This window comes from Allobosea sp. (genome assembly GCF_036675845.1).
GTDB lineage: Bacteria > Pseudomonadota > Alphaproteobacteria > Rhizobiales > Beijerinckiaceae > Allobosea.
This window is the reverse complement of sequence record NZ_JAKFED010000098.1, coordinates 1-20,099: the sequence shown is the minus strand read 5'-3', so window position 1 is coordinate 20,099 and position 20,099 is coordinate 1. Positions and strand designations below refer to the sequence as shown.

Annotated in this window: 19 protein-coding genes and 1 pseudogene; 11 read left to right on the top strand and 9 right to left on the bottom strand. The window is 69.0% G+C overall.

Annotated features, from left to right (window positions below):
* Window positions 1-995, bottom strand: a 995-nt coding sequence (locus V6M56_RS11310) for a proline dehydrogenase family protein (RefSeq protein WP_332683728.1), incomplete at its 3' end; no start/stop codon positions are given.
* Window positions 996-1,126: 131 nt separating this feature from the next.
* On the opposite strand from V6M56_RS11310, the gene V6M56_RS11305 reads away from it, so the two are divergent.
* From V6M56_RS11305 to V6M56_RS11290, 4 genes are all read left to right on the top strand, one after another.
* Window positions 1,127-1,582 carry an Lrp/AsnC ligand binding domain-containing protein gene (locus tag V6M56_RS11305; protein WP_332683726.1) on the top strand — a complete coding sequence of 152 codons (456 nt, stop codon included), beginning with the start codon at window positions 1,127-1,129 and terminating at the stop codon, window positions 1,580-1,582.
* Between the two features lie 219 nt (window positions 1,583-1,801).
* Entirely contained in the window at window positions 1,802-2,854 is a 1,053-nt protein-coding gene (locus V6M56_RS11300) for an ABC transporter substrate-binding protein (RefSeq protein WP_332683725.1), read from the top strand.
* A 159-nt stretch (window positions 2,855-3,013) separates the two neighbouring features.
* Window positions 3,014-3,799: an ABC transporter ATP-binding protein gene (locus V6M56_RS11295; RefSeq protein ID WP_332683723.1), complete on the top strand. Its 786-nt coding sequence runs from the start codon at window positions 3,014-3,016 to the stop codon at window positions 3,797-3,799.
* Window positions 3,800-3,911: 112 nt separating this feature from the next.
* Complete coding sequence (locus V6M56_RS11290; protein ID WP_332683721.1) at window positions 3,912-4,682, top strand: ABC transporter permease; 771 nt, start codon at window positions 3,912-3,914, stop codon at window positions 4,680-4,682.
* Window positions 4,683-4,687: 5 nt separating this feature from the next.
* On the opposite strand, the gene V6M56_RS11285 is transcribed toward V6M56_RS11290, so the two are convergent.
* Window positions 4,688-5,095, bottom strand: a complete 408-nt coding sequence (locus V6M56_RS11285; protein ID WP_332683719.1) for an OsmC family protein — start codon at window positions 5,093-5,095, stop codon at window positions 4,688-4,690.
* 139 nt (window positions 5,096-5,234) lie between these two features.
* Between V6M56_RS11285 and V6M56_RS11280 the strand changes: the two genes are divergently transcribed.
* Window positions 5,235-6,854 carry an acyl-CoA synthetase gene (locus V6M56_RS11280; protein ID WP_332683718.1) on the top strand — a complete coding sequence of 540 codons (1,620 nt, stop codon included), beginning with the start codon at window positions 5,235-5,237 and terminating at the stop codon, window positions 6,852-6,854.
* Here V6M56_RS11280 and V6M56_RS11275 read toward each other — a convergent pair.
* The 4 genes from V6M56_RS11275 to V6M56_RS11260 all read right to left on the bottom strand — a co-directional run bounded on the left by V6M56_RS11275 (window position 6,820) and on the right by V6M56_RS11260 (window position 11,689).
* Complete coding sequence (locus tag V6M56_RS11275; RefSeq protein ID WP_332683716.1) at window positions 6,820-7,956, bottom strand: GNAT family N-acetyltransferase; 1,137 nt, start codon at window positions 7,954-7,956, stop codon at window positions 6,820-6,822. The genes V6M56_RS11280 and V6M56_RS11275 overlap by 35 nt on opposite strands.
* A gap of 118 nt (window positions 7,957-8,074) precedes the next feature.
* A complete protein-coding gene (locus V6M56_RS11270) occupies window positions 8,075-9,175 on the bottom strand; it encodes a CobW family GTP-binding protein (protein ID WP_332683714.1) in 1,101 nt (366 codons plus the stop codon).
* Window positions 9,176-9,199: 24 nt separating this feature from the next.
* Entirely contained in the window at window positions 9,200-10,120 is a 921-nt protein-coding gene (locus V6M56_RS11265) for a DMT family transporter (protein ID WP_332683711.1), read from the bottom strand.
* A gap of 18 nt (window positions 10,121-10,138) precedes the next feature.
* The gene (locus V6M56_RS11260) at window positions 10,139-11,689 is read right to left on the bottom strand and encodes a D-alanyl-D-alanine carboxypeptidase family protein (protein ID WP_332683710.1); all 1,551 of its coding nucleotides are present in this window, start codon (window positions 11,687-11,689) and stop codon (window positions 10,139-10,141) included.
* A 187-nt stretch (window positions 11,690-11,876) separates the two neighbouring features.
* Here V6M56_RS11260 and V6M56_RS11255 point away from each other — a divergent pair, with 187 nt between their 5' ends.
* The 3 genes from V6M56_RS11255 (at window position 11,877) to V6M56_RS11245 (ending at window position 15,337) form a co-directional block, all read left to right on the top strand.
* Window positions 11,877-12,782, top strand: coding sequence for a DMT family transporter (locus tag V6M56_RS11255; protein WP_332683709.1), 906 nt, complete (start codon window positions 11,877-11,879; stop codon window positions 12,780-12,782).
* Between the two features lie 136 nt (window positions 12,783-12,918).
* Window positions 12,919-14,085, top strand: a complete 1,167-nt coding sequence (locus V6M56_RS11250; RefSeq protein ID WP_332683707.1) for an acetyl-CoA acetyltransferase — start codon at window positions 12,919-12,921, stop codon at window positions 14,083-14,085.
* Between the two features lie 58 nt (window positions 14,086-14,143).
* Window positions 14,144-15,337 carry an MFS transporter gene (locus V6M56_RS11245; RefSeq protein ID WP_332683706.1) on the top strand — a complete coding sequence of 398 codons (1,194 nt, stop codon included), beginning with the start codon at window positions 14,144-14,146 and terminating at the stop codon, window positions 15,335-15,337.
* A gap of 12 nt (window positions 15,338-15,349) precedes the next feature.
* On the opposite strand, the gene V6M56_RS11240 is transcribed toward V6M56_RS11245, so the two are convergent.
* Complete coding sequence (locus V6M56_RS11240; RefSeq protein ID WP_442881136.1) at window positions 15,350-15,613, bottom strand: BolA family protein; 264 nt, start codon at window positions 15,611-15,613, stop codon at window positions 15,350-15,352.
* 91 nt (window positions 15,614-15,704) lie between these two features.
* On the opposite strand from V6M56_RS11240, the gene V6M56_RS11235 reads away from it, so the two are divergent.
* The 3 genes from V6M56_RS11235 to V6M56_RS11225 all read left to right on the top strand — a co-directional run bounded on the left by V6M56_RS11235 (window position 15,705) and on the right by V6M56_RS11225 (window position 17,351).
* Entirely contained in the window at window positions 15,705-16,322 is a 618-nt protein-coding gene (locus V6M56_RS11235) for a J domain-containing protein (protein ID WP_332683702.1), read from the top strand.
* 164 nt (window positions 16,323-16,486) lie between these two features.
* Window positions 16,487-17,053 (top strand): PRC-barrel domain-containing protein, encoded by a 567-nt coding sequence (locus tag V6M56_RS11230; RefSeq protein ID WP_332683700.1) that lies wholly within the window; start codon window positions 16,487-16,489, stop codon window positions 17,051-17,053.
* Between the two features lie 94 nt (window positions 17,054-17,147).
* Window positions 17,148-17,351 (top strand): CsbD family protein, encoded by a 204-nt coding sequence (locus tag V6M56_RS11225; protein ID WP_332683699.1) that lies wholly within the window; start codon window positions 17,148-17,150, stop codon window positions 17,349-17,351.
* A 94-nt stretch (window positions 17,352-17,445) separates the two neighbouring features.
* Here V6M56_RS11225 and V6M56_RS11220 read toward each other — a convergent pair whose 3' ends face one another.
* Window positions 17,446-19,434, bottom strand: a complete 1,989-nt coding sequence (locus tag V6M56_RS11220) for a protein meaA (protein ID WP_332683697.1) — start codon at window positions 19,432-19,434, stop codon at window positions 17,446-17,448.
* Window positions 19,435-19,748: 314 nt separating this feature from the next.
* Window positions 19,749-20,099, bottom strand: a pseudogene (locus V6M56_RS11215) (mandelate racemase); the annotation flags it as partial.

Sequence of the window (20,099 nt, the reverse complement as noted above, 5' to 3'; positions counted from 1 at the left end):
TGGTCGATCACCGCCGCGGCGCGCTTCTGATAGGCCTGGATGGCGAGGCCGAAACCGTCCCAGCCGGCAAGCGAGGCATCGGCCATCACGGCGTCGATGACGTCGAGCGAGAGCTCGAGCCGGTCGGCCTCCTCGGCGTCGACGGTGAAGTTGAGGTCGTAGCCCTTGGCCTGGCGGGCGAGCTCGATGACCTTCGGCGTCAGCTCGGCGAGCACGCGCTCGCGATTGGTCGCCTCATAGCGCGGATGCAGCGCCGAGAGCTTGACCGAGATGCCCGGCCGGTTCGGCAGCCGGTCATTGCCGGCCGAGCGGCCGATGGCGTCGATCGCGGCGGCGTAGGAGGCGTAATAGCGGTCGGCGTCGGCCTGCGAGCGGGCGCCTTCGCCGAGCATGTCGAAGGAATAGCGGTAGAGCTTGCCCGAGCCGGAGCGGGCGCGCTTCAGCGCCTCCTCGATGGTCTGGCCGAGCACGAAATGATTGCCCATGACGCGCATCGCCTGGCGGGTCGCGGTGCGGACCGCCGGCAGGCCGAGGCGCTTGGAAAGGTTGCCGATGATGCTGGTCGGCGTCTCGCCCGGCTGGATGATGCGGGCGGTGATGCCGAGCGCCCAGGACGAGGCCGAGATCAGGAAGGCGTCCGACTTGGATTCATGATGGGCGAAGTCGCCCTGGCCGAGCTTGTCCTCGATCAGCCGATCGGCGGTGGCGGCGTCCGGCACGCGCAGCAGCGCCTCGGCCAGCACCATCAAGGCGAGGCCCTCCTTGGTCGAGAGCGAGTATTCGCGCAGCAATTCCTCGATGCCGCCGAGGCCGACCTTGCGGGTGCGGATCGCCTCGATCAGCCCGGTGGCGCGGGCGTCGATGCGGGCTTTTGCGGCGGGCTCGCGCCGCGTGCCGGCGAGCAGGCGGCCGGCGATGGCAGCATCGTCCTCGGCATAGGGCGCGCTGAAGACGGGTGCGGCGCTCGAGGTCGGGCGCGGGGCGGGGGCGGCCATGGCGGGGCTCCGGAAGGGAGAAGACGGGATGATCTGAAGGATCGGGTCAAGACAGCCGGATATCAATGGATATGTTTGGCGAAGTGCCGTATGAAAGCCGGGATATAGGTCATTTTTCAGGAAATTATCCCGTGCTCGATCGAACCGACCGCCGCCTCCTTTCGATGCTCCAGAATGACGGCCGAGCGGCGGGCGTCGAACTGGCCGAGGCGGTCGGCCTGTCGCCGACCGCGACCGGCGAGCGCCTGAAGCGGCTGACGCGGGAAGGCTACATCACCGGCTATCGCGCGACGCTCGATCCGCTGAAGCTGGGCCTGAACCTTCTGGTCTTCGTCGAGGTCTACCTCGACAAGACGACGCCCGATGCCTTCGAGCGCTTCGCCCATGCGGTGAAGCGGGCGCCCGAGGTGCTGGAGTGCCATATGGTCGCCGGCGGCTTCGATTATCTGGTCAAGACCCGGGTCGCCGACATGAACGCCTATCGCCGCTTCCTCGGCGAGGTGCTGCTGGCCCTGCCGGCGGTGCGCGAGACCCGGACCTATGCGGTGATGGAGGAGGTCAAGACCGACGGCGCCCTGCCGCTGTGACGGCGAGCCTGACGGCGCCGCGGCGACGGCGCGAGGATGCTGCCGGATTTTTGCGCGACTTCTTTGCACCGCTGCACGAATCTTCATCGTATCGGCTTGACCTTGTTGGACATTGCTCCAGTTTGGGCGGCGCCGGCGGCGGCACGGGCCTTGCTCGGAGCCGCGCAACCGCAGGACCGCAAGCCCTCCCTCGCCTCGCGCCTCATTCCGGAGTTCCAGATGTCTACGACTAAAGTCTATGGGTTCCTTTCGCGGCGGCGCCTGGCCGGGCTGGCGGGGGCCCTCGGCCTGGTCTTGTCGGGGCTCGGCACCGGCCCGGCAGCGGCGCAGACGGCGGTGCGCTTCACGCTGGACTGGCGCTTCGAGGGGCCGGCGGCGCTGTTCCTGATGGCGCAGGAGAAGGGTTATTTCAAAGCCGAGGGGCTCGACGTCACCATCGACACCGGCAACGGCTCGCGCGAGGCGATCCCGCGCGTCGCGTCGGGAACCTATGATGTCGGCTTCGGCGACGTGAACTCGCTGATCCGCTTCCGCGACGAGAATCCGAGCGTCGACCTCAAGGCGGTGATGATGGTCTATGACCGCCCGCCCTTCGCCATCGTCGGCCGCAAGAGCCGCGGCATCAGCACTGACGTGAAGAGCCTCGAAGGCAAGAAGTTCGGGGCGCCTGCAGCCGACGCCGCCTTCGCGCAATGGCCGATCTTCAAGACGGTCAACAAGCTCGACGACAGCAAGATGCGGATGGAGAATGTCGGCTTCCCGGTGCGCGAGCCGATGCTCGCCTCGGGCGAGGTCGACGCCGTCTTCGGCTTCGCCAACTCCTCTTATATCAACCTGAAGTCGCGCGGCGTGCCGGTCGACGACATCGTCACCCTGCTGATGTCGGATTACGGGGTCGAGCTCTACGGCAACGTCGTGATGGTCTCGCCCAAGTTCATGGCCGAGAAGCCCGAGGCGCTGCGCGGCCTGCTGCGGGCGATCACAAAGGGCGTGCGCGACACGGTCGCCGATCCGGCGCTCGGGGCCCAGCTCGTCATCAAGCGCAACGACGTCGCCAAGCTGGAGGTTGAGCTCGAGCGCCTGAAGATGACGCTGGAGCAGAACGTGATGACGCCCTGGGTCAAGGCGAATGGCTTCGGCGGCATCGACAAGGAGCGCTGGGCGCGGGCGCTCGACCAGATCGGCCTGACCTTCACCTTCAAGGACAAGGCCAAGGCGGGCGACGCCTTCGTCGACAGCTTCCTGCCAGCTGTGGCCGAGCGGAAGTTCTAAAAAGCACGGCCGCTTCCGATCCGTGGCGTCATCCCGGGCGGCCGCAGGTCGGCCCGGGATCCATCGGAGGGCGCGGCGCTCTACGATGGATTCCGGCGCTGCGCTTCGCTCCGGCCGGAATGACGACGACAATCCACGACAGCAAAAGGCCGAGCTCACTTGACCGCCTTCGTCGAACTCAACGAGGTCACGCATGTCTATGGCGGCGACGGGCCGCCGGCCGTCGAGGGGCTGTCGCTGAAGGTTCGCGAGGGCGAGTTCGCCGCCATCGTCGGCCCGTCGGGCTGCGGCAAGTCGACCCTGATGAAGCTCGCGACGGGGCTGCAGAAGCCGAAGGGCGGCACCGTCGTCGTCGCCGGCCAGCGCGTCGCCGAGCCGATCAAGATCACCGGCATGGCCTTCCAGAACCCGGTGCTGCTGCCCTGGCGGACGACGCTGGAGAACCTCCTGCTGCCGCTCGAGGTGGTCCAGCCGCATCGCTCGCGCCTGCGCGCCAACAAGGCGGAGTATATCGCCCGCGCCGAGGCCCTGCTGGAAAAGGTCGGGCTCAAGGGCATGGGCGCGAAATTCCCCTGGGAGCTTTCCGGCGGCATGCAGCAGCGCGCCTCGCTCTGCCGCTCGCTGATCCACGAGCCGAAGCTGCTGATGCTGGACGAGCCTTTCGGCGCGCTCGACGCTTTCACGCGCGAGGAGCTCTGGTGCGTGATCCGCGATCTCCAGGCCGAGCGCGGCGTCACCGTGATCCTGGTCACGCATGACCTGCGCGAGGCGGTGTTCCTGGCCGACCGGGTGTTCTGCATGTCGGCGAGGCCGGGCAAGATCATCGCCGAGCGCGCGATCGGCTTTCCCCGTCCGCGTGACCTCGAGATCACCTACACGCCGGAATTCGCGGCGATCGTGCACGAGCTGCGCGGCCATATCCGCGAGGCGAGGGCGGCGGCATGAGCCGGTCCGAGCCGTCATTGCGAGGAGGCGGAGCCGACGAAGCAATCCAGGGGATTGCCGCGGGAGGCGCTGGATTGCTTCGCTGCGCTCGCAATGACAGGAAGGGCCTGTGATGAAGCGCTCGCTCTGGCTCAGGTTCGCGCCCTATCTGTTCACGCTCGGCTTCTTCGCGCTCTGGGAGGCGGCCTGCCGGGTCTTTGCGATCTCCAGCTTCGTGTTGCCGCCGCCCTCGGCGATCTGGGGCGCGCTGGTGCAGTACCAGAAGCCGCTCTACACCAACGCCTTCCACACGCTGTGGATGACCACGGCGGGCTTTGGCCTGTCGATCCTGTTCGGGCTGGCGGTCGGCCTGCTGGTAGGCTCGTCGCGGCTGCTCCAGGCCGGGCTCAACCCGCTGCTGGTCGGCTTCAACGCCATCCCGAAGGTCGCGGTGGTGCCGATCCTGGTGCTCTGGTTCGGCGTCGGCTGGCTGCCGCCGGTGCTGACCGCCTTCGTGATCTCGTTCTTCCCGATCGTGGTCAATGTCGCCACGGGCCTCGCCACCATCGAGCCCGAGACCGAGGACGTGCTGAAGGCGCTCGGCGCCAGCCGGTTCGATATCATGCTGAAGGTCGGCATCCCGCGTTCGCTGCCCTATTTCTTCGGGGCGCTGAAGGTCTCGATCACGCTCGCTTATGTCGGCTCGGTGATCGGCGAGCAGAACGCCTCCAATCTCGGCGTCGGCAACCTGATCACCCGCGCCTCGGCGGATTTCAACGTGCCGCTGGTGTTCGCGGCGCTGATCGTGCTGGCGGTGCTCGGCATCTTCCTGGTCGCGGCCGTCGATCTCGTCGAGGACCGGATGACCGGCTGGGCCAGGCGCTCGGGGGCGGCGAACCGCTGAGGCGCTTAGTCGGCGGGCCGGATCGAAACCGCGATGCCGCGACGCAGCGAATTCGAGACCATGCAGGAGGTCTCGGCCCGGGCGATCAGCGCCTGCGGATCGGAGCCGTCGAGCATCTCGCAGGAGACGGTCATGGCCGCGGCTGTGGTCACCAGCGGCGAGCCCTCCAGCTCAACCGTGACCGAGACGGCGATCCTGCCGAGCTCGACGCCCATCTCCGCCGCCACATAGCGCAGATCGTTGCAGAAGCAGCCGCCAAGGGCCAAAGCGAGCAATTGCGCGCCGTTGAATCCGAGCCCCTTGCCGCCGGCGCGGCCCTCCGGGCGGTCGACGACCAAGGTGTGCGCGCCGGCCCAGCCCATGGCGGCCTGCGTACCCTCGACATTACGCAATTCGACCGTCACCGACGCCATCGCTACGGCTCCCTTCTAAAAGGAGCACGAGATTGCGGCGGCGCATGGCGATCGCGCAAGCGCGTCGGGGCATCCGCCGGTGCGTGACAGTGCGGGCGCCTCTATCTATCGTGCGCGCCCTCAGCCGAGGGCCTGCCGCATGCTTCCCGATATCCGCGATTATGAGCGCCTGCGCGCCGCCTTCCGCTGGCAGATCCCGGAGCGCTACAATATCGGCGTCGATTGCTGCGACCGCTGGGCCGCCGTCCAGCCCGACAAGGTCGCGATCCTCGAGCTCAACCCGGACTGGTCGGTCACGCCGGTCAGCTATGGCGAACTTCGGGAGCAGTCGAACCGGCTGGCGAACGCGCTGCGCCGGCGCGGGATCGGGCAGGGCGATCGCGTCGCGATCCTGCTGCCGCAGGGCCGCGACGTCCCGGTCGCCCATCTCGCCGCCTACAAGCTCGGCGCCATCGCGGTACCGCTGGCGGCGCTGTTCGGGGCGGACGCGCTGTCCTATCGGCTGCGTGACTGCGGTGCCAGGGCGCTGGTCACCAATGCGGCCGGGCTCGGCAAGCTGGCGCAGATCGAGGACGCGCTGCCGGAGCTCGAACTCGTCATCTCCAGTGACGGGCCCGACGGGCGGGCCGAGGGGCTGGCCAGGCTGCTCGAAGCCGAGAGCGCCGATTTCTCGCCGGTCGACAGCGGGCCGGACGATCCGGCGCTTATGATCTACACCTCCGGCACGACCGGCAACGCCAAGGGCGCGCTGCACGGCCATCGCGTCATGCTCGGGCATCTGCCGGGCGTCGAGATGCCGCACGAGTTTCTGCCGCAGCCGGGCGACCTGCTCTGGACCCCGGCCGACTGGGCCTGGGCCGGCGGCCTGCTCAACAACCTGCTGCCGGCGCTGCATCACGGCATCCCGATCGTGGCGCGGCCCGCGGCGAAGTTCGATTCGGAAGAGGCATTCCGGCTGATGGCCGAGCTTGGCGTGCGCAACTGCTTCATCCCGCCGACGGCGCTGCGCATGCTGCGCGCCGTCGGCAATCCGCGCGGCCGCTTCGACCTGAAGCTGCGCACCGTCGCTTCGGGCGGCGAGTCGCTCGGGGCCGAGACGCTGGCCTGGGGCCGCGAGAAGCTCGGGCTGACGATCAACGAGTTCTACGGCCAGACCGAGTGCAACCTCGTGCTCGCCTCCTGCGCGGCGATGGGCGTGGTCAAGCCCGGCTGCATCGGCAAGGCGGTGCCGGGGCATGAGGTCGCGGTGATCCGCCCCGACGGCAGCCTGTGCGAGCCGGAGGAGGAAGGCCAGATCGCGGTCAGGCGGCCCGATCCGGTGATGTTCCTGCATTATTGGCGCAAGCCTGAGGCGACGGCGGCCAAGTTCATCGGCGACTGGATGACCACCGGCGACCAGGGGCTCTGCGACGCCGAGGGCTATTTCCGCTTCGTCGGCCGCGACGACGACGTCATCACCTCGTCCGGCTACCGGATCGGCCCGGGCGAGATCGAGGACTGCCTGCTGCGCCATCCGGCGGTGGCGCTCGCCGCCGTGGTCGGCAAGCCGGACGCGCTGCGTACCGAGATCGTCAAGGCCTTCGTCGTGCTGGCGGCGGGCCATGCGCCTTCGGCGGCGCTGGTCTCCGAGATCCAGGGCTTTGTGCGCGAGCGCCTGGCGGCGCATGAATATCCGCGCGAGATCGAGTTCCGGACCGAACTGCCGATGACGACGACCGGCAAGATCATCCGGCGGCTTCTGCGCGACGAGGCTGGCTGAAGGCGCCCTCGCGAACGGGCCGGCGCCCGCGCCGCAGCTCCGGAGCCCGCTGCAGGCGGAGCTCGCCCTGCGCCAGCGTCTCGGTGACCGCATGCTGGCCGGCGATGGCGCCGATCAGCTGATGGATATGGCTGCGCCGGCGCAACTGGGCGAGGAGCTGCGCCAGCGGCGCGAAGCTGGCGAAGCGCTCGTCCTGCGCGGTGGCATAGAGCCAGCGCCGCGGCCCCTTGCCGAGCAGGATCGCGCCGGCGACCGGCTCGCCGTCCAGCGTCAGCAGGCCGGCGCGGCATTGCCGGGTGCGGGCGAGATTGCGGGTCATGGCGCGCAGGAAGGCGGTTTCGCGAATGTCCTGCAGGGCGGCGGTGCCGGCCCGGGCGAGCGGGCCCGAGGCTTCGAGCGCCAGCACCATCTCGACGATGTCGCGCAGCTCCTGCCGCGAGCCGGCCTCAGTGAAGGCCAGTTCGCCATGGCGCGAGAGCCCGTGGCGGAGCGCGGCGAGGTCCGGGCCGCCCTCGGCCGGGGGCGGCCGGGATGGGCGCCCGGCGCCCAGCGTCGCGACCCAGCCCGGCGTCCCGGCCTGGCCCAGCAGCGCTTGGGCCAGCGGCCCTTCGCGATCGATCGCCGGCAGCAGCAGGCTGTGGCGGGCGTTGCCGCCCCAGCGCCCGCGCGCGCCGAGCACGGCCTCGACAACGCGGCCAGCCTCGTCGCCGTCGATCAGGGGCGCGGCGCTGCCGAGGCGGCGGTCGCTCCACCCGGTGAGCATGTCGGTGCCGAACAGCCGGTGGCCGGGGCTCGAAGGCAGGAAGCCGAGCAGGCGGCGGGGGCCGCCCGGCCTGCCCTGCCAGACCAGCAGGACCGAGACGTCGCGGAAGCTGACGAGGTGCTGCGCGGCGGGCAGGGCGAAGCCGGGCTCGAAGAAGGGGTTGGGCTCGACGGCGCGGGCGGCGAGATCGTTCCATTCCGGCTCGATCGCGGCGCAGGCCAGGAGCGGCCGGCGTTCGAGGTGAAGCGCGCCGCGCGCCGGCGGGGCGCTCCGGATGCCGGGGAGCGTGACGGGTCGGCCGCTGCCGGCCGGAGCGTTCAGGGCGAAGAGGTTCAGCATGGTCCTGCCTCCGGAGCCGGGGCCGCTTCGGCGCGGTTTCGTGCCGGAATGGCACTGCGCGCCGGCGCAAGCGGCTGGCCGCAAGGCAGGGATCAAGAAGCGGGCCAGCCGCTCGGGTTCAGCCGTGATGGCGGTGGGCGTGGCTTTCGGCTTGGGCGGGCGCGGCGCGGCCGAGGAAGGCCGACCAGAGCCGGGCGACGACCTCCTCGTCGAGGTCGCGGACGATCAGGACGAGGCGCGAGCGCCGGTCGGCATCCGGCCAGGCGGAAAGCTGCACCGGCGGGTGCAGCACCTGCTGGACGGCGTGCACCAGCAGCGGCCCGTCCGGCTGCTCGGCCAGGCTGACGAGCCCCTTCAGGCGCAGCAGCCTGGAGCCATGGGTCGAGCGCAGCAGGGTCCAGAACAGCTCGAAGGTCGCCTGCCGGATCGGCTCCTCCGCGGTCAGGACGAAGGCGCGGATGCTGGCGTCGTGGCGGTTGACGTCATGGTGGTGGTGATGATCGCCGTGGTCGTGGCCAGCATGGTCGTGGTGATGGCCGCCCTCCAGCGTCTCGGCGGCGAGCCAATGGCGCAGCTCGCCGGGGCGGTGGGCGATGTCGTAGAGCCCGGCGCCGACCAGGCTCCCGGCGGGGGCGTCGGGGGGCAGGATCGCCGCGCCGGGGTTGAGCTCGGCCAGCCGACGGCGCAGCGCCGCGACAGCCTCGGCATCGGGCGCGATCTCGGCCTTGGTCAAGACGAGCCGATCGGCGGCGATCACCTGCCGCAGCGCCTCGGGATGGGCGTCGAGCGTCGCCCCGCCATTGACCGCGTCGACCACGGTGACGACGCCGTCGAGCTTGAAGCGCATGGCGAGATAGCGGTGGTTGATCAGCACGTTCAGGATCGGCGCCGGGTCGGCGAGCCCGGTCGTTTCGATGACGACGCGCTTGAAGGGCGCGATCCGGCCATTGTCGCGCCGGCGCAGCAGGTCCTCCAGCGTCACGATCAGGTCGTCGCGGATCGTGCAGCACAGGCAGCCCGAGGCGAGCAGGATCAGGTTGTCCTCGACGCCCTCGATCAGCAGATGGTCGAGGCCGATCTCGCCGAACTCGTTGACCAGCACGACGGTGTCGGCCAGCGCCTCGTCCTTGAGCAGGCGGTTGAGCAGGGTCGTCTTGCCGGCGCCGAGGAAGCCGGTGAGCAAAGTCAGGGGAACGGGGGGAGGCGGCAGCTGCGACATGACGGGCGTTCGATCCGGGGGCGTTCAACCTGGCGGCACGAGCGCCAGCCTCGCGCGGTGCGCCCGCTTTTGTTCCAACATTACATTGGCCATGATCGCGGCGACGACAAGGGCTCCGCCGGCATATTGCAGGGTACCGACGCGCTCGCCCAGCACTGCGGCGGCGACGATCACGGCGAAGACCGGCTCGGCGCAGAAGGCGAGCGCGGCCGGTCCGGGGGAAACCCGGGCGAGCGCCAGCACCTGCCAGACGAAGCCGACGAGATAGCCGCCGATGGTGACGAGGACCGCCAGCGGCGCCAAAGCGAGCGCCGAGGGCGGCAGCATGCCGCCGGTGATGAGGAGGATCAGGAAGGTCACCGGCAGGATCATCAGATGCGACCAGAACAGTTTTGGCAGCGTTCCGGTCTCGCCGAGCGCGGCGGCGGCGAAGAACTGTGTCGCCGCGGCGATGCTCGCCAGCAGGGCCAGCGCCAGCCCGCGCGGATCGAGTCCATGCCAGTCGGGGCCGACGACCATGGCGACGCCGACGAAGGCGACGAGGACGACGACGATGCGTTCCGGGCTCGGCCGTGTCCGGGTCAGCAGCGGCTCGGCCAGCACGACCAGCACCGGGAAGGTGTAGAACACCACCGCGGCGACGGTGACCGGCAGGAAGGCGACCGAGGAGAGATAGGCGCTGCCGACCAGCGCGGTCGAGATGCCGAACAGGGCGAGAGCCGGCCAGCGTCGGCGCGGCACGGCAAGGCCGGCGCGCCAGAGCAGGACGGCGCCGCCGACCAGAGCGAGCATCACGAAGACCCGGTAGAAGACGAGCAGCGGGCCGCTCAGCCCGGCCATTCCCGCGATCTGGGCGCTGACGATATTGGTGCCGAAGGCAGCGGCGGAGGCAAGCGCCAGTGCGACGCCGCGCCGGCCATGGGCGTCGTCGCCGTCAGTGCGCATGGCGGCTCAGGGGAGCCGTCAGGCGTCGGGCTTGGCGCTGGTGGCAGGCCGGGGGGCCGGGCGCGCCGGCGGCTTGGCCAGGGCGGTGGTCGGCTTGGCCTTGGCCTTGGCCGGCGCCGCCTTCTGCTTCGCCGGCTTGGTCAGTGCCGGCTTGCCGGCGCTGCGGCCCGTGGCTTTGCCGGCGGTGCCGGGCCGCAGGCTCGCCGATGTCGCGGCGCCCGGCTGGACTGCGCCCTGGAGGCGCAAGGGGCCGGCGCCGAAGGCCTTGGACGGCGGCTGGGCCTCGTCGCCCGGCGCGGTTGCGGCAAAAGCCGAAGAGCTCGCCGGGATCGCGCCATTGGTCGAGGGCGTGCGAGCCGCACTGCCGGCGACGAGGCCGGCAGCGACCGGGGCACCCGGCTGGATCGTCTCGCCCGCGACCTGCGTGTCGGGCTTGGCGACGACATTGGCGGCGATCGGGGCGGAGGCGGAGCCCGGCGTGCGGCCGAAGGCGACCGGCACGGTGGCCAGCGGGGCGCGCGGGCCCAGCGTGATCCGGCCCGAGGGCGAGCGCGTCACCACCGAACCGCCGACGCCGGCCTGCGGCGCGCCGACGGCGAAGCGGTCCGAGGTGCCGTCGGAATTGCCGCCGACACCATGGCTGGCGCTGACGGAGATCGGGCCGCTGCTGTCGGCGTCGTCGCCGAGGGGGCTGCCGCCGCGGCGGACGTTGTCGCAGACGCTGTAGGCGCGCCCGCCAGTGCCGGAAGGGAGGCTGGAGAGATTGCCGCCGAGCCCGCCCCATTTGCCGAAGCCGTCATCGAGAAGCTGCGCCGCCCTGACGGTGCGTTCGGCGCCGGAATTGGCGCCCAGCACCACGGCGATCAGGCTGCGCCCGCCGCGGCTGGCGGTCGCGACCACGTTGAAGCCGGAGGCGCAGACGAAGCCGGTCTTGAAGCCGTTGATGCCGTAATAGCGGCCGACGAGGCCGTTGGTGTTCTTCAGCACCTGCTTGCCGAGCTGCACGGCGCCGGTGTTCCAGTACTCCGAATAGTCGCTGAATTCGTGCATCAGCGCCAAGGCGAGCACGGCGAGATCGCGGGCGCTGACCTGCTGGTCGGGATGGTGCCAGCCATTGGGATTGACGAAATGGCTGTCGCGCATGCCGAGCCGCCGGGCCTCGGCATTCATCATGCCGACGAAGGTCTCGACGTCGCCGCCGACGCCTTCGGCGATGACATAGGCGATGTCATTGGCCGACTTGACCATCATGATGCGGATGGCGTCGTCGAGCGTCACCTCCTGGCCGGCGCGGATATAGACCTTGACGCGCGGCTGGCTGGCGGCCCGCTTCGAGGCCGGGATCGCGGTCTCGAGCCCGATCCTGCCCTCGCGCACGGCCTTGAGCGCGACATAGAGCGTCATCATCTTGGTGGTGGAGGCCGGGTACCAGGCCTGGCTCGGATTGTCGCTCGAGAGCACGGCGCCGCTGGAGGCGTCGATCACCAGGCTCGTGCCGGCCTGGGCCGGCGCGGCGGCAGCGAGGAAACAGGCGAACGTGGCGCCGGCGGCGAGGCGAAATGCGATCATCGGCTAAAGTCTTGAACCTGTCTTGACGTGGAGTTGAGGGCTTCAACGCGACGCTTGGGGCATTTTCGAGACGGCGAGCGGTTTCGAGCCTCGCTGATCCTGCATACCTACCCTTCACGGAGCGATTTGCCTAGCGCCCTCGGGCAGTCCACAAGCGGGCCGATCGTTTTTCTTCCGGGAATGCCGCGTGAGCTTCGCCCTTCTGTGGATTCCGGCGACGCTCGCCGCCTCCCTGCTCCAGACCGCGCGCAACCTGACCCAGCGCTCGCTGACCGATGCGATCGGCGTGGTCGGCGCGACGCAGGTGCGCTTCCTGTTCGGCCTGCCCTTCGCACTGGTCTTCCTGGCGCTGGTCTGCCTGGCGAGCGGGCGGCTGCCGCCGCCGCCGGACCTGCGCTATCTCGGCTTCACGCTCTGGGGCTCGGTGACGCAGATCCTGGCGACCGGGCTGATGCTGGCGGCGATGCGCGAGCGCTCCTTCTCGGTGACCACCGCCTATACCAAGACCGAGCCGGTGCAGGTCGCGCTGTTCGGGGCGCTGCTGCTCGGGGATGCGCTGAGCCTGCCGAAATTCGCCGCCATCGTCGTCGCCACCGCCGGGGTGGTGGTGATGTCATGGAAGCGCGGCGAGAAGCTCAGCGCCGCCGGGCTGCGCCCGGCCGTGCTGGGGATTGCGGCCGGGGCCTGCTTCGCGCTCTCGGCGATCGGCTTCCGCGGCGGCATCCTCGCCCTGCCGGACGGCAATTTTGTGCTGCGCGCCACCACCACCCTGACCTGGGGGCTGGTGTTCTCGTCCCTGATCCTCGCCGCCTATATGGCGGCGGCCGATCGGAGCGCGCTACGGCGCTCGCTCGAGAACTGGAAGCCCTCGCTCGCCGCCGGCTTCCTCGGCGCCGCCGCCTCGCAGTTCTGGTTCATCGGCTTCTCGCTGACCAGCGCCGCCAATGTCCGCACGCTCGGCCTGATCGAGGTGCCGCTGGCCCAGATCGCCTCGCGCCGGATCTTCTCGGAAGGCACCTCGCGGCGCGAGCTTCTGGGCATGGCGATGATCGTCGTCGGGGTTGGCGTGCTGCTGGCCCTGTCCATCGGGTAGGGGCGATGGCGCGCTTGACAGCGGCGGGTTTCGTTGCCCTTTCCGTGCACGGCAGAAATGCGCCCATGCCCGCTTGTCGCGGGCCGCGCGCATCGGCAGATAATGTGTATCTGCACATCATTCGGGAGATGACGCCATGAGCGCTGCAATCGTCGGTTGGGCCCACACTCCTTTCGGCAAGCAGGATACCGAGACCGTCGAGAGCCTGATCGTCAGGGTCGCGACCGATGCGCTGGTCGATGCCGGCATCACCGCCGACCAGGTCGACGAGATCGTGCTCGGCCATTTCAACGCCGGCTTCTCGGCCCAGGACTTCACCGCCTCGCTGGTGCTGCAGGCCGATCCGGCGCTGCGCTTCAAGCCGGCGACGCGCGTCGAGAACGCCTGCGCCACCGGCTCGGCCGCGGTGCACCAGGGCGTGCGGGCGATCAGGACCGGCGCCAAGGTCGTGCTCGTCGTCGGCGTCGAGCAGATGACCACGACGCCCGGGCCGGAGATCGGCAAGAACCTGCTCAAGGCCTCCTATCTGCCGCAGGAAGGCGATACCCAGGGCGGCTTCGCCGGGGTCTTCGGCAAGATCGCCGGTGCCTATTTCCAGCGCCATGGCGACCAGTCGGACGCGCTCGCGATGATCGCGGCGAAGAACCACAAGAACGGCGTCGACAATCCTTACGCCCAGATGCGCAAGGATCTCGGCTACGCCTTCTGCCGCGAGGAGAGCGAGAAGAACCCCTTCGTCGCCGGGCCGCTGAAGCGCACCGACTGCTCGCTGGTCTCGGACGGCGCCGCCGCGCTGGTGCTGGCAGACGAGGAGACCGCCAGGACCATGCGCCGCGCCGTCGGCTTCCGCGGCATGGCCCATGTCCAGGATTTCCTGCCGCTCGCCCGCCGCGACATCCTGAAGTTCGAGGGCGGCGCACTGGCCTGGAAGAAGGCGCTGGCCGATGCGGGCGTCGCGCTCGACGACCTTTCCTTCGTCGAGACGCATGACTGCTTCACCATCGCCGAGCTGATCGAATACGAGGCGATGGGCCTGACCCGGGAAGGCGACGGCGCCCGGGCGATCAAGGAAGGCTGGACGCAGAAGGACGGCAAGCTGCCGGTCAACGTCTCCGGCGGGCTGAAGGCCAAGGGCCACCCGATCGGTGCGACCGGCGTCTCGATGCATGTGCTCTCGGCCATGCAACTCGTCGGCGAGGCGCCGGAGGGCATGCAGGTCAAGGACGCCCGCCTCGGCGGCATCTTCAACATGGGCGGTGCGGCGGTGGCGAACTACGTCTCCGTGCTCGAGCGGGTCAAGTGAGCGCTCCGGGAGCTCCCGAGCCGGCCAAGGCCGCCTCGGCGCGGCGCAGGAGTTCCTGGTGATCGTATTCCTCGCGCTGTTGCCGGCCTATGTCCTCTCGATCTTCTACCGTTCGTTCCTGAGCGTCATCGCCGGCCCGGTGATGACGGATCTGCAGATCGGCCCGGCCGAGTTCGGCACGCTGGGTGCGGCCTGGTTCATCACCTTCGCCGTCGCCCAGTTCCCGGTCGGCTGGGCGCTCGACCGGCTCGGGCCGCGGCGCACGGTCGCTTGCGCGATGGCGATCGGCGCAGCCGGAGCGTTCCTGTTCGCCACCGCGCAGAGCGCCTGGCCAGCAGTGTTCGCCATGGGGCTGGTCGGCATCGGCTGCTCGCCGATCTTCATGTCGGCGCTCTATCTCTTCGCCCGGACGCAGGCGCCGGTGCGCTTCGGCGTGCTGTCCTCGGTCTTCATCGGCCTCGGCTCGCTCGGCAATCTCGCCGGGGCGGCGCCATTGGCGCTGGCGGCGCAGAATTATGGCTGGCGGCCGACCATGCTGGGCTTCGCCGCGATGTTCCTGCTGGCGACGGTGCTGGCTGCGGTGCTGGTCCGCGATCCGCCGGTGGCGACGGACGGGTCGGGACGGCAGGAGGGCCTGCTGCAAGGCTTGCGGAGCATCGTCCGCATCGGCCCGCTCTGGCTCCTGGCGCCGATCACGCTCAGCGCCTATGCCATCCTGGCGACGGGGCGCGGCCTGTGGATCGCGCCGTTCATGACCCAGGTGCACGGGCTCGATGCGGTGGCGGCCGGCAATGCCGCGCTCGCCATGGCGATCACCATGACCGCCGGCGCCTTCATCTACGGGGCGCTGCAGAAGCGCACCGGGCGCAACAAGCCGCTGGTCGCCTGGGGCACTGCCGCGACCGGGGTAGGCTTCGCCTTGCTGGCCCTGCTCGGCGAGCGCTCGATGCCGGGCGCCGTGGTGCTCTTCGCCATCGTCGGCGCGACCGGCTTCACCTATGCGATCCTGATGGCGCATGCGCGCCTGTTCTTCCCCGACCATCTGGTCGGGCGCGGCATGACCTTCGTCAATTTCCTGTTCATCGCCGGCGCGGCGATGGTGCAGTTCGGCTCGGGCTGGTTCATCGCGGCGCAGCGCGCCCTCGGCAGCGCCCCGGCGGTCGCCTTCGCCAATCTGCACTGGGTTTTCGCGGCCCTGCTGCTGGGCTCGACGGCGACCTACCTGTTCACGCCGGAGCGCAAGGCGGGCTGAGCCCCGCCGCCCTCAACCCTCGCCCGGTGCGCGCGCGACGATCGCGAGCGCATGCACGCTGCCGGCCAGTTCCTCGGCGAGGGCAGAGTTGACCAGCCGGTGGCGCTCGAGCCGGCTCTTGCCGGCGAAGGCCTGCGACACGATATCCACCTTGAAATGGGTTTCGCCGCCTTCGCGCCAGCCGGCATGGCCGTGATGCTGGTGCGATTCGTCGATCACGGCGAGGTGGACGGGCGTCAGCGCCCGTTCCAGCTTCGTCGTAATCCGTTCAGCCATTGCGGTCATGATCATGCCCTCGTCGCGCTGCAGGAATCACTGCCGCGGCGCACTTGTCGGTTTCCCGTTCCGGTCCCATAACCCTTCCACCATGAACTTCAACTCGCGCCTTTTCGACCGTATCAGGATCGGCCCTTCCGAGGCGGAAGAGGTCGTGGAGAGCCCTGCGCGTCGCTGCGACCATGCCGGCTGCGCCAAGGCCGGCGAGTTCCGCGCGCCGATGGGGCGCGGCAGGGAGGGCAAGTTCTTCCAGTTCTGCCTCGACCATGTGAAGGCCTACAACGCCACCTACAACTATTTCGCCGGGATGAACGACGAGGCGCTCGCCGCCTACGCGAAGCAGGAAGAGATCGGCCATCGGCCGACCTGGAAGCTCGGCGTCAACTCCAAGGCGGCGCGGATGGCGCAGCGCGGCCGGGTCGCCGGCGGCGCGGCCGGACCGGAGGTGCAGGACGGCTTCAACATCTTCGGTGCCGGGGTCGGCCAGCAGGCGGCGAAGCCAGAGCCGCGCGTCGGCATCGTCGCGCGCAAGGCGCTGGAGACGCTCGGCCTCGACGAGAATGCCGACCGGGTCGCGATCAAGGCGCGCTACAAGGAACTGGTGAAGCGCTTCCATCCCGACGCCAATGGCGGCGACCGTTCGCGCGAGGGCACGCTGCAGGAGATCCTCAAGGCCTATCAGACGCTGAAGAGCACCGGGTCGGTCTAGCAGGCTGTTGAAGAAGTCGCACGCGCTTGGGCGTTGACGGTGATCCAGTGTCGTTGGTTGGCAGAGGGCGGTTTGCTGCAGCCCTGATGTGGTTCAGGCATTTCGTCCGAGAAAGGATGGCGATCCGGCCCGTGAGGCTATCTGTCCGATAGAGGGAGGGACTGATGAGAACCTACCGCTTGTTCCAAGCCGCGAACTCCCCTGATCTGCGCGGCTTCACAGATGAGCCTGCCGGCGCCAATTTGCCCCCGGATCTTGGGCCGTGGACCCTTATTCGAGCGATCGGGCCCGATGAGGAATGGACCCCCGCGATCAGCAGAGCGGTCGTGGCGGCCGGTATCATCGAGAACGGTTTTTATCTTTGGGGCCCTGTCGAGCAAGCGGCCCACCTGATCATCGAAAGTGATCGCGTCGAGGGAACGGCCGTCTTCGACCGCAAGAACGATCAAATCGGCACCATCAAGCGGTTGCTGATCGAGAAGGTAAGTGGTCGCGTTCTCTACGTCGATGTGACGTTTGGAGGATTTCTCGGCATAGGCAGTCGCCACGTCACGATCCCGTGGGAAAAGCTCGCCTACGACAAGGAGCTGGAGGGATATCGTACTGACATTACCGAGGCGCAGGTCCGAGCCGCCGCGACCGTCAGTGAGGGCGAGGGCGCTTCGCCAGGGCGGAGGCGTCCGCAGGACACGAGGGACTACTCGGACGACCTTCCCAGAGGGCTGATCTGAATCCGGTTCTCGGGCCCGACCGGGCAGGCCGGGCCGAACCAATCCGGCCCTCGGGCGTTGTTCAGACATCCCTTTTCAACACTGGAGATGTCCGATGGATTGGAACCGCGTCGAAGGCAACTGGAAGCAGCTCAAGGGCAAGGTCAAGGAGCAGTGGGGCAAGCTCACCGACGATGATCTGGACGTGATCGCGGGCAAGCGCGACCAGCTCGAAGGCAAGATTCAGGAGCGCTATGGCCTCGCCAAGGACCAGGTCCGCTCCGATGTCGATTCCTGGTATACGCGCCAGAACTGGTAGCGGCGACGCTTCCAGCACCCGCTGAGTCATCGACCCCGTCCGCGCAAGCGGGCGGGGTTTCGTCTGATCGGCCATAAGCCCTGGACGATGGCCGTCAGCTTTTCGCCTTCGCCGCCAGCCCCGCGACATCGGCGATGATGCCGTCGAGCGCGAAATCCTTGGGCGTGTAGACCGCGGCGACCCCCATATTGCGCAGGGCGTTCTCGTCGTCGGGCGGGATGATGCCGCCGACCACGACCGGGACGTTCATGCCGGCGACGCGCAGGCGGGCGGTGACGTCGCGGACCAGCGGCAGATGCGAGCCGGAGAGGATCGAGAGACCGATGATGTCGGCCTCCGTCTCCTGCGCCTGCGTCACGATTTCCTCGGGGGTCTGGCGGATGCCGCCATAGTTCACGTTCATGCCGGCGTCGCGGGCCCGCACCGCGATCTGCTCGGCGCCGTTCGAATGGCCGTCGAGGCCGGGCTTGCCGACGAGGAAGCGTGGCGGCCGGCCGAGCTTCTGCGTGGCGCGGGCGACGGCGGCCTTGACGGTGGCGAGGCCGGCATCGTCGCCGAGCTTGGTGGTGTCGACGCCGGTCGGGGCACGGTACTCGCCGAAGATCTCGCGCAGCGTCTGGGCCCATTCGCCGGTGGTGACGCCGGCCTTGGCGCAGGCGATCGAGGCCGGCATGACGTTGCGGGCCTCCTTGGCGGCGCTTGCCAGCTCGGCCAGCGCGGCTTCGGCCACCATCGCATCGCGGGCCGAACGCCAGGCCTTGAGCCGGCCGACGGCCTCGATCTCGACCGAATCCGGCACCGTCACGACATTGCCTTCGCCGGCCGAGAGCGGCGAGGGCTCGCTGCTGGTGAACTTGTTGACGCCGACGACGATCTGCTCGCCGCGCTCGATCGCCTCGATGCGCCGCGCGCCGTTCTCGACCAGGGCCTGCTTCATGTAGCCGGTCTCGATGGCGGCGAGCGCGCCGCCCATGGCGTCGATCTTCGCCAGTTCCTCGAGCGCCGCCGCCTTGAGCTCGGCGACCTTGCTGTCGATCACGGTCGAGCCGTCGAAGATGTCGCCGAATTCGAGCAAATCGGTCTCATAGGCCAGCACCTGCTGCATGCGCAGCGACCATTGCTGGTCGAAGGGGCGCGGCAGGCCGAGCGCCTCGTTCCAGGCCGGCAGCTGGACGGCGCGGGCGCGGGCCTTCTTCGAGAGCGTCACCGCCAGCATCTCGATCAGGATGCGGTAGACATTGTTCTCGGCCTGCGGCTCGGTCAGGCCGAGCGAATTGACCTGCACGCCATAGCGGAAGCGGCGGTGCTGCTCCTCGGTGACGCCATAGCGCCCGAGCGTGATCTCGTCCCAAAGCTCGACGAAGCTGCGCATCTTGCAGAGCTCGGTGACGAAGCGCATGCCGGCGTTGACGAAGAAGGAGATGCGCCCGACGACGCTGCCGAACTCCTCGGCCGAGACTTCGGGGCGGGCCTTGATCGAATCGAGCAAAGCGATCGCGGTCGCCAGCGCGAAGGAGAGTTCCTGCACCGGCGAGGCGCCGGCCTCCTGGAGATGGTAGGAGCAGACATTGGTCGGGTTCCACTTGGGCAGCTCGCGAGCCGTGAACACGACGATGTCGGTGGTCAGCGCCATCGAGGGGCGCGGCGGGAAGACATAGGTTCCACGCGACAGGTATTCCTTGACGAGGTCGTTCTGGGTCGTGCCCTGCAGGGCCGGACGCGGCGCGCCCTGCTCGTCGGCGACGGCGATGTAGAGCGAGAGCAGCCAGGCCGCCGTCGCATTGATCGTCATCGAAGTGTTCATCTGCGCCAGCGGGATGTCGTTGAACAATGTCCGCATGTCGCCGAGATGGGTGATCGGCACGCCGACCTTGCCGACCTCGCCGCGCGACAGCACATGGTCGGGGTCGTAGCCGGTCTGGGTCGGCAGATCGAAGGCCACGGAGAGGCCCGTCTGGCCCTTAGCGAGGTTGCCGCGATAGAGCTTGTTGGATTCCGCCGCGTCGGAATGGCCGGCATAGGTCCGGAAGATCCAGGGCTTGTCGCGCGGAGTCTGGTTCCGAAGCGGATCGATCGCGTTCATGGTCGCTCCCTGCCGTGCCGTCTCTGAGCTCGTGCAATCTGATTGTTGCACTGCAGCGAAGATAACGCCAGAGGGCGGGAAAGGTCCCGTCAGACGTTGGGATGAGTGTCTGATCGGGAGCGGCGGGCAGAAACGGCCGCGGGGAACCCCTCTCCTGTAAGGAGAGGGGCAGGGGTGAGGTGTAGGCCCGATATCGGTGGCCTGAGCCGGGGTGCGCGGTCAGCTGGCGCCCTGCTGGTCCAACGGCCGACACCTCACCCTGCCCTCTCCTTACAGGAGAGGGTTCCCCGCGCCTTATTCGGTTGAGCCCGAGCCTACTCCGCCAGCTCCCGCATCACCTTGATCAGGTCGCTCTTGCCCTCGAAGCCGATGCCCGGCAGCTCCGGCATGGTGATGTGGCTGTCCTCGACGCGGACCGAGTCGGGGAAACCGCCATAGGGCTGGAACAGGTCCGGATAGCTCTCATTGCCGCCGAGGCCGAGGCCGGCGGCGATGTTGAGCGACATCTGGTGGCCGCCATGCGGGACGCAGCGATCCCAGCCCCAGCCGGCGACCTTGAGCGCGGCAAGCGTGCGCTGGTATTCGCAGAGGCCATAGGAAAGGGCGCAGTCGAACTGCAACCAGTCGCGGTCGGGGCGCATGCCGCCATGGCGCAGCAGGTTGCG

What these genes read in the sequence shown, in the direction of transcription:
- V6M56_RS11300 (WP_332683725.1), top strand. Translation starts at nt 1,802, where the DNA reads ATGTCTACGACTAAAGTCTATGGGTTCCTTTCGCGGCGGCGCCTGGCC.
- V6M56_RS11290 (WP_332683721.1), top strand. Translation starts at nt 3,912, where the DNA reads ATGAAGCGCTCGCTCTGGCTCAGGTTCGCGCCCTATCTGTTCACGCTC.
- V6M56_RS11285 (WP_332683719.1), bottom strand. Translation starts at nt 5,095, where the DNA reads ATGGCGTCGGTGACGGTCGAATTGCGTAATGTCGAGGGTACGCAGGCC.
- V6M56_RS11280 (WP_332683718.1), top strand. Translation starts at nt 5,235, where the DNA reads ATGCTTCCCGATATCCGCGATTATGAGCGCCTGCGCGCCGCCTTCCGC.
- V6M56_RS11275 (WP_332683716.1), bottom strand. Translation starts at nt 7,956, where the DNA reads ATGCTGAACCTCTTCGCCCTGAACGCTCCGGCCGGCAGCGGCCGACCC.
- V6M56_RS11270 (WP_332683714.1), bottom strand. Translation starts at nt 9,175, where the DNA reads ATGTCGCAGCTGCCGCCTCCCCCCGTTCCCCTGACTTTGCTCACCGGC.
- V6M56_RS11265 (WP_332683711.1), bottom strand. Translation starts at nt 10,120, where the DNA reads ATGCGCACTGACGGCGACGACGCCCATGGCCGGCGCGGCGTCGCACTG.
- V6M56_RS11260 (WP_332683710.1), bottom strand. Translation starts at nt 11,689, where the DNA reads ATGATCGCATTTCGCCTCGCCGCCGGCGCCACGTTCGCCTGTTTCCTC.
- V6M56_RS11250 (WP_332683707.1), top strand. Translation starts at nt 12,919, where the DNA reads ATGAGCGCTGCAATCGTCGGTTGGGCCCACACTCCTTTCGGCAAGCAG.
- V6M56_RS11240 (WP_442881136.1), bottom strand. Translation starts at nt 15,613, where the DNA reads ATGGCTGAACGGATTACGACGAAGCTGGAACGGGCGCTGACGCCCGTC.
- V6M56_RS11235 (WP_332683702.1), top strand. Translation starts at nt 15,705, where the DNA reads ATGAACTTCAACTCGCGCCTTTTCGACCGTATCAGGATCGGCCCTTCC.
- V6M56_RS11230 (WP_332683700.1), top strand. Translation starts at nt 16,487, where the DNA reads ATGAGAACCTACCGCTTGTTCCAAGCCGCGAACTCCCCTGATCTGCGC.
- V6M56_RS11225 (WP_332683699.1), top strand. Translation starts at nt 17,148, where the DNA reads ATGGATTGGAACCGCGTCGAAGGCAACTGGAAGCAGCTCAAGGGCAAG.
- V6M56_RS11220 (WP_332683697.1), bottom strand. Translation starts at nt 19,434, where the DNA reads ATGAACGCGATCGATCCGCTTCGGAACCAGACTCCGCGCGACAAGCCC.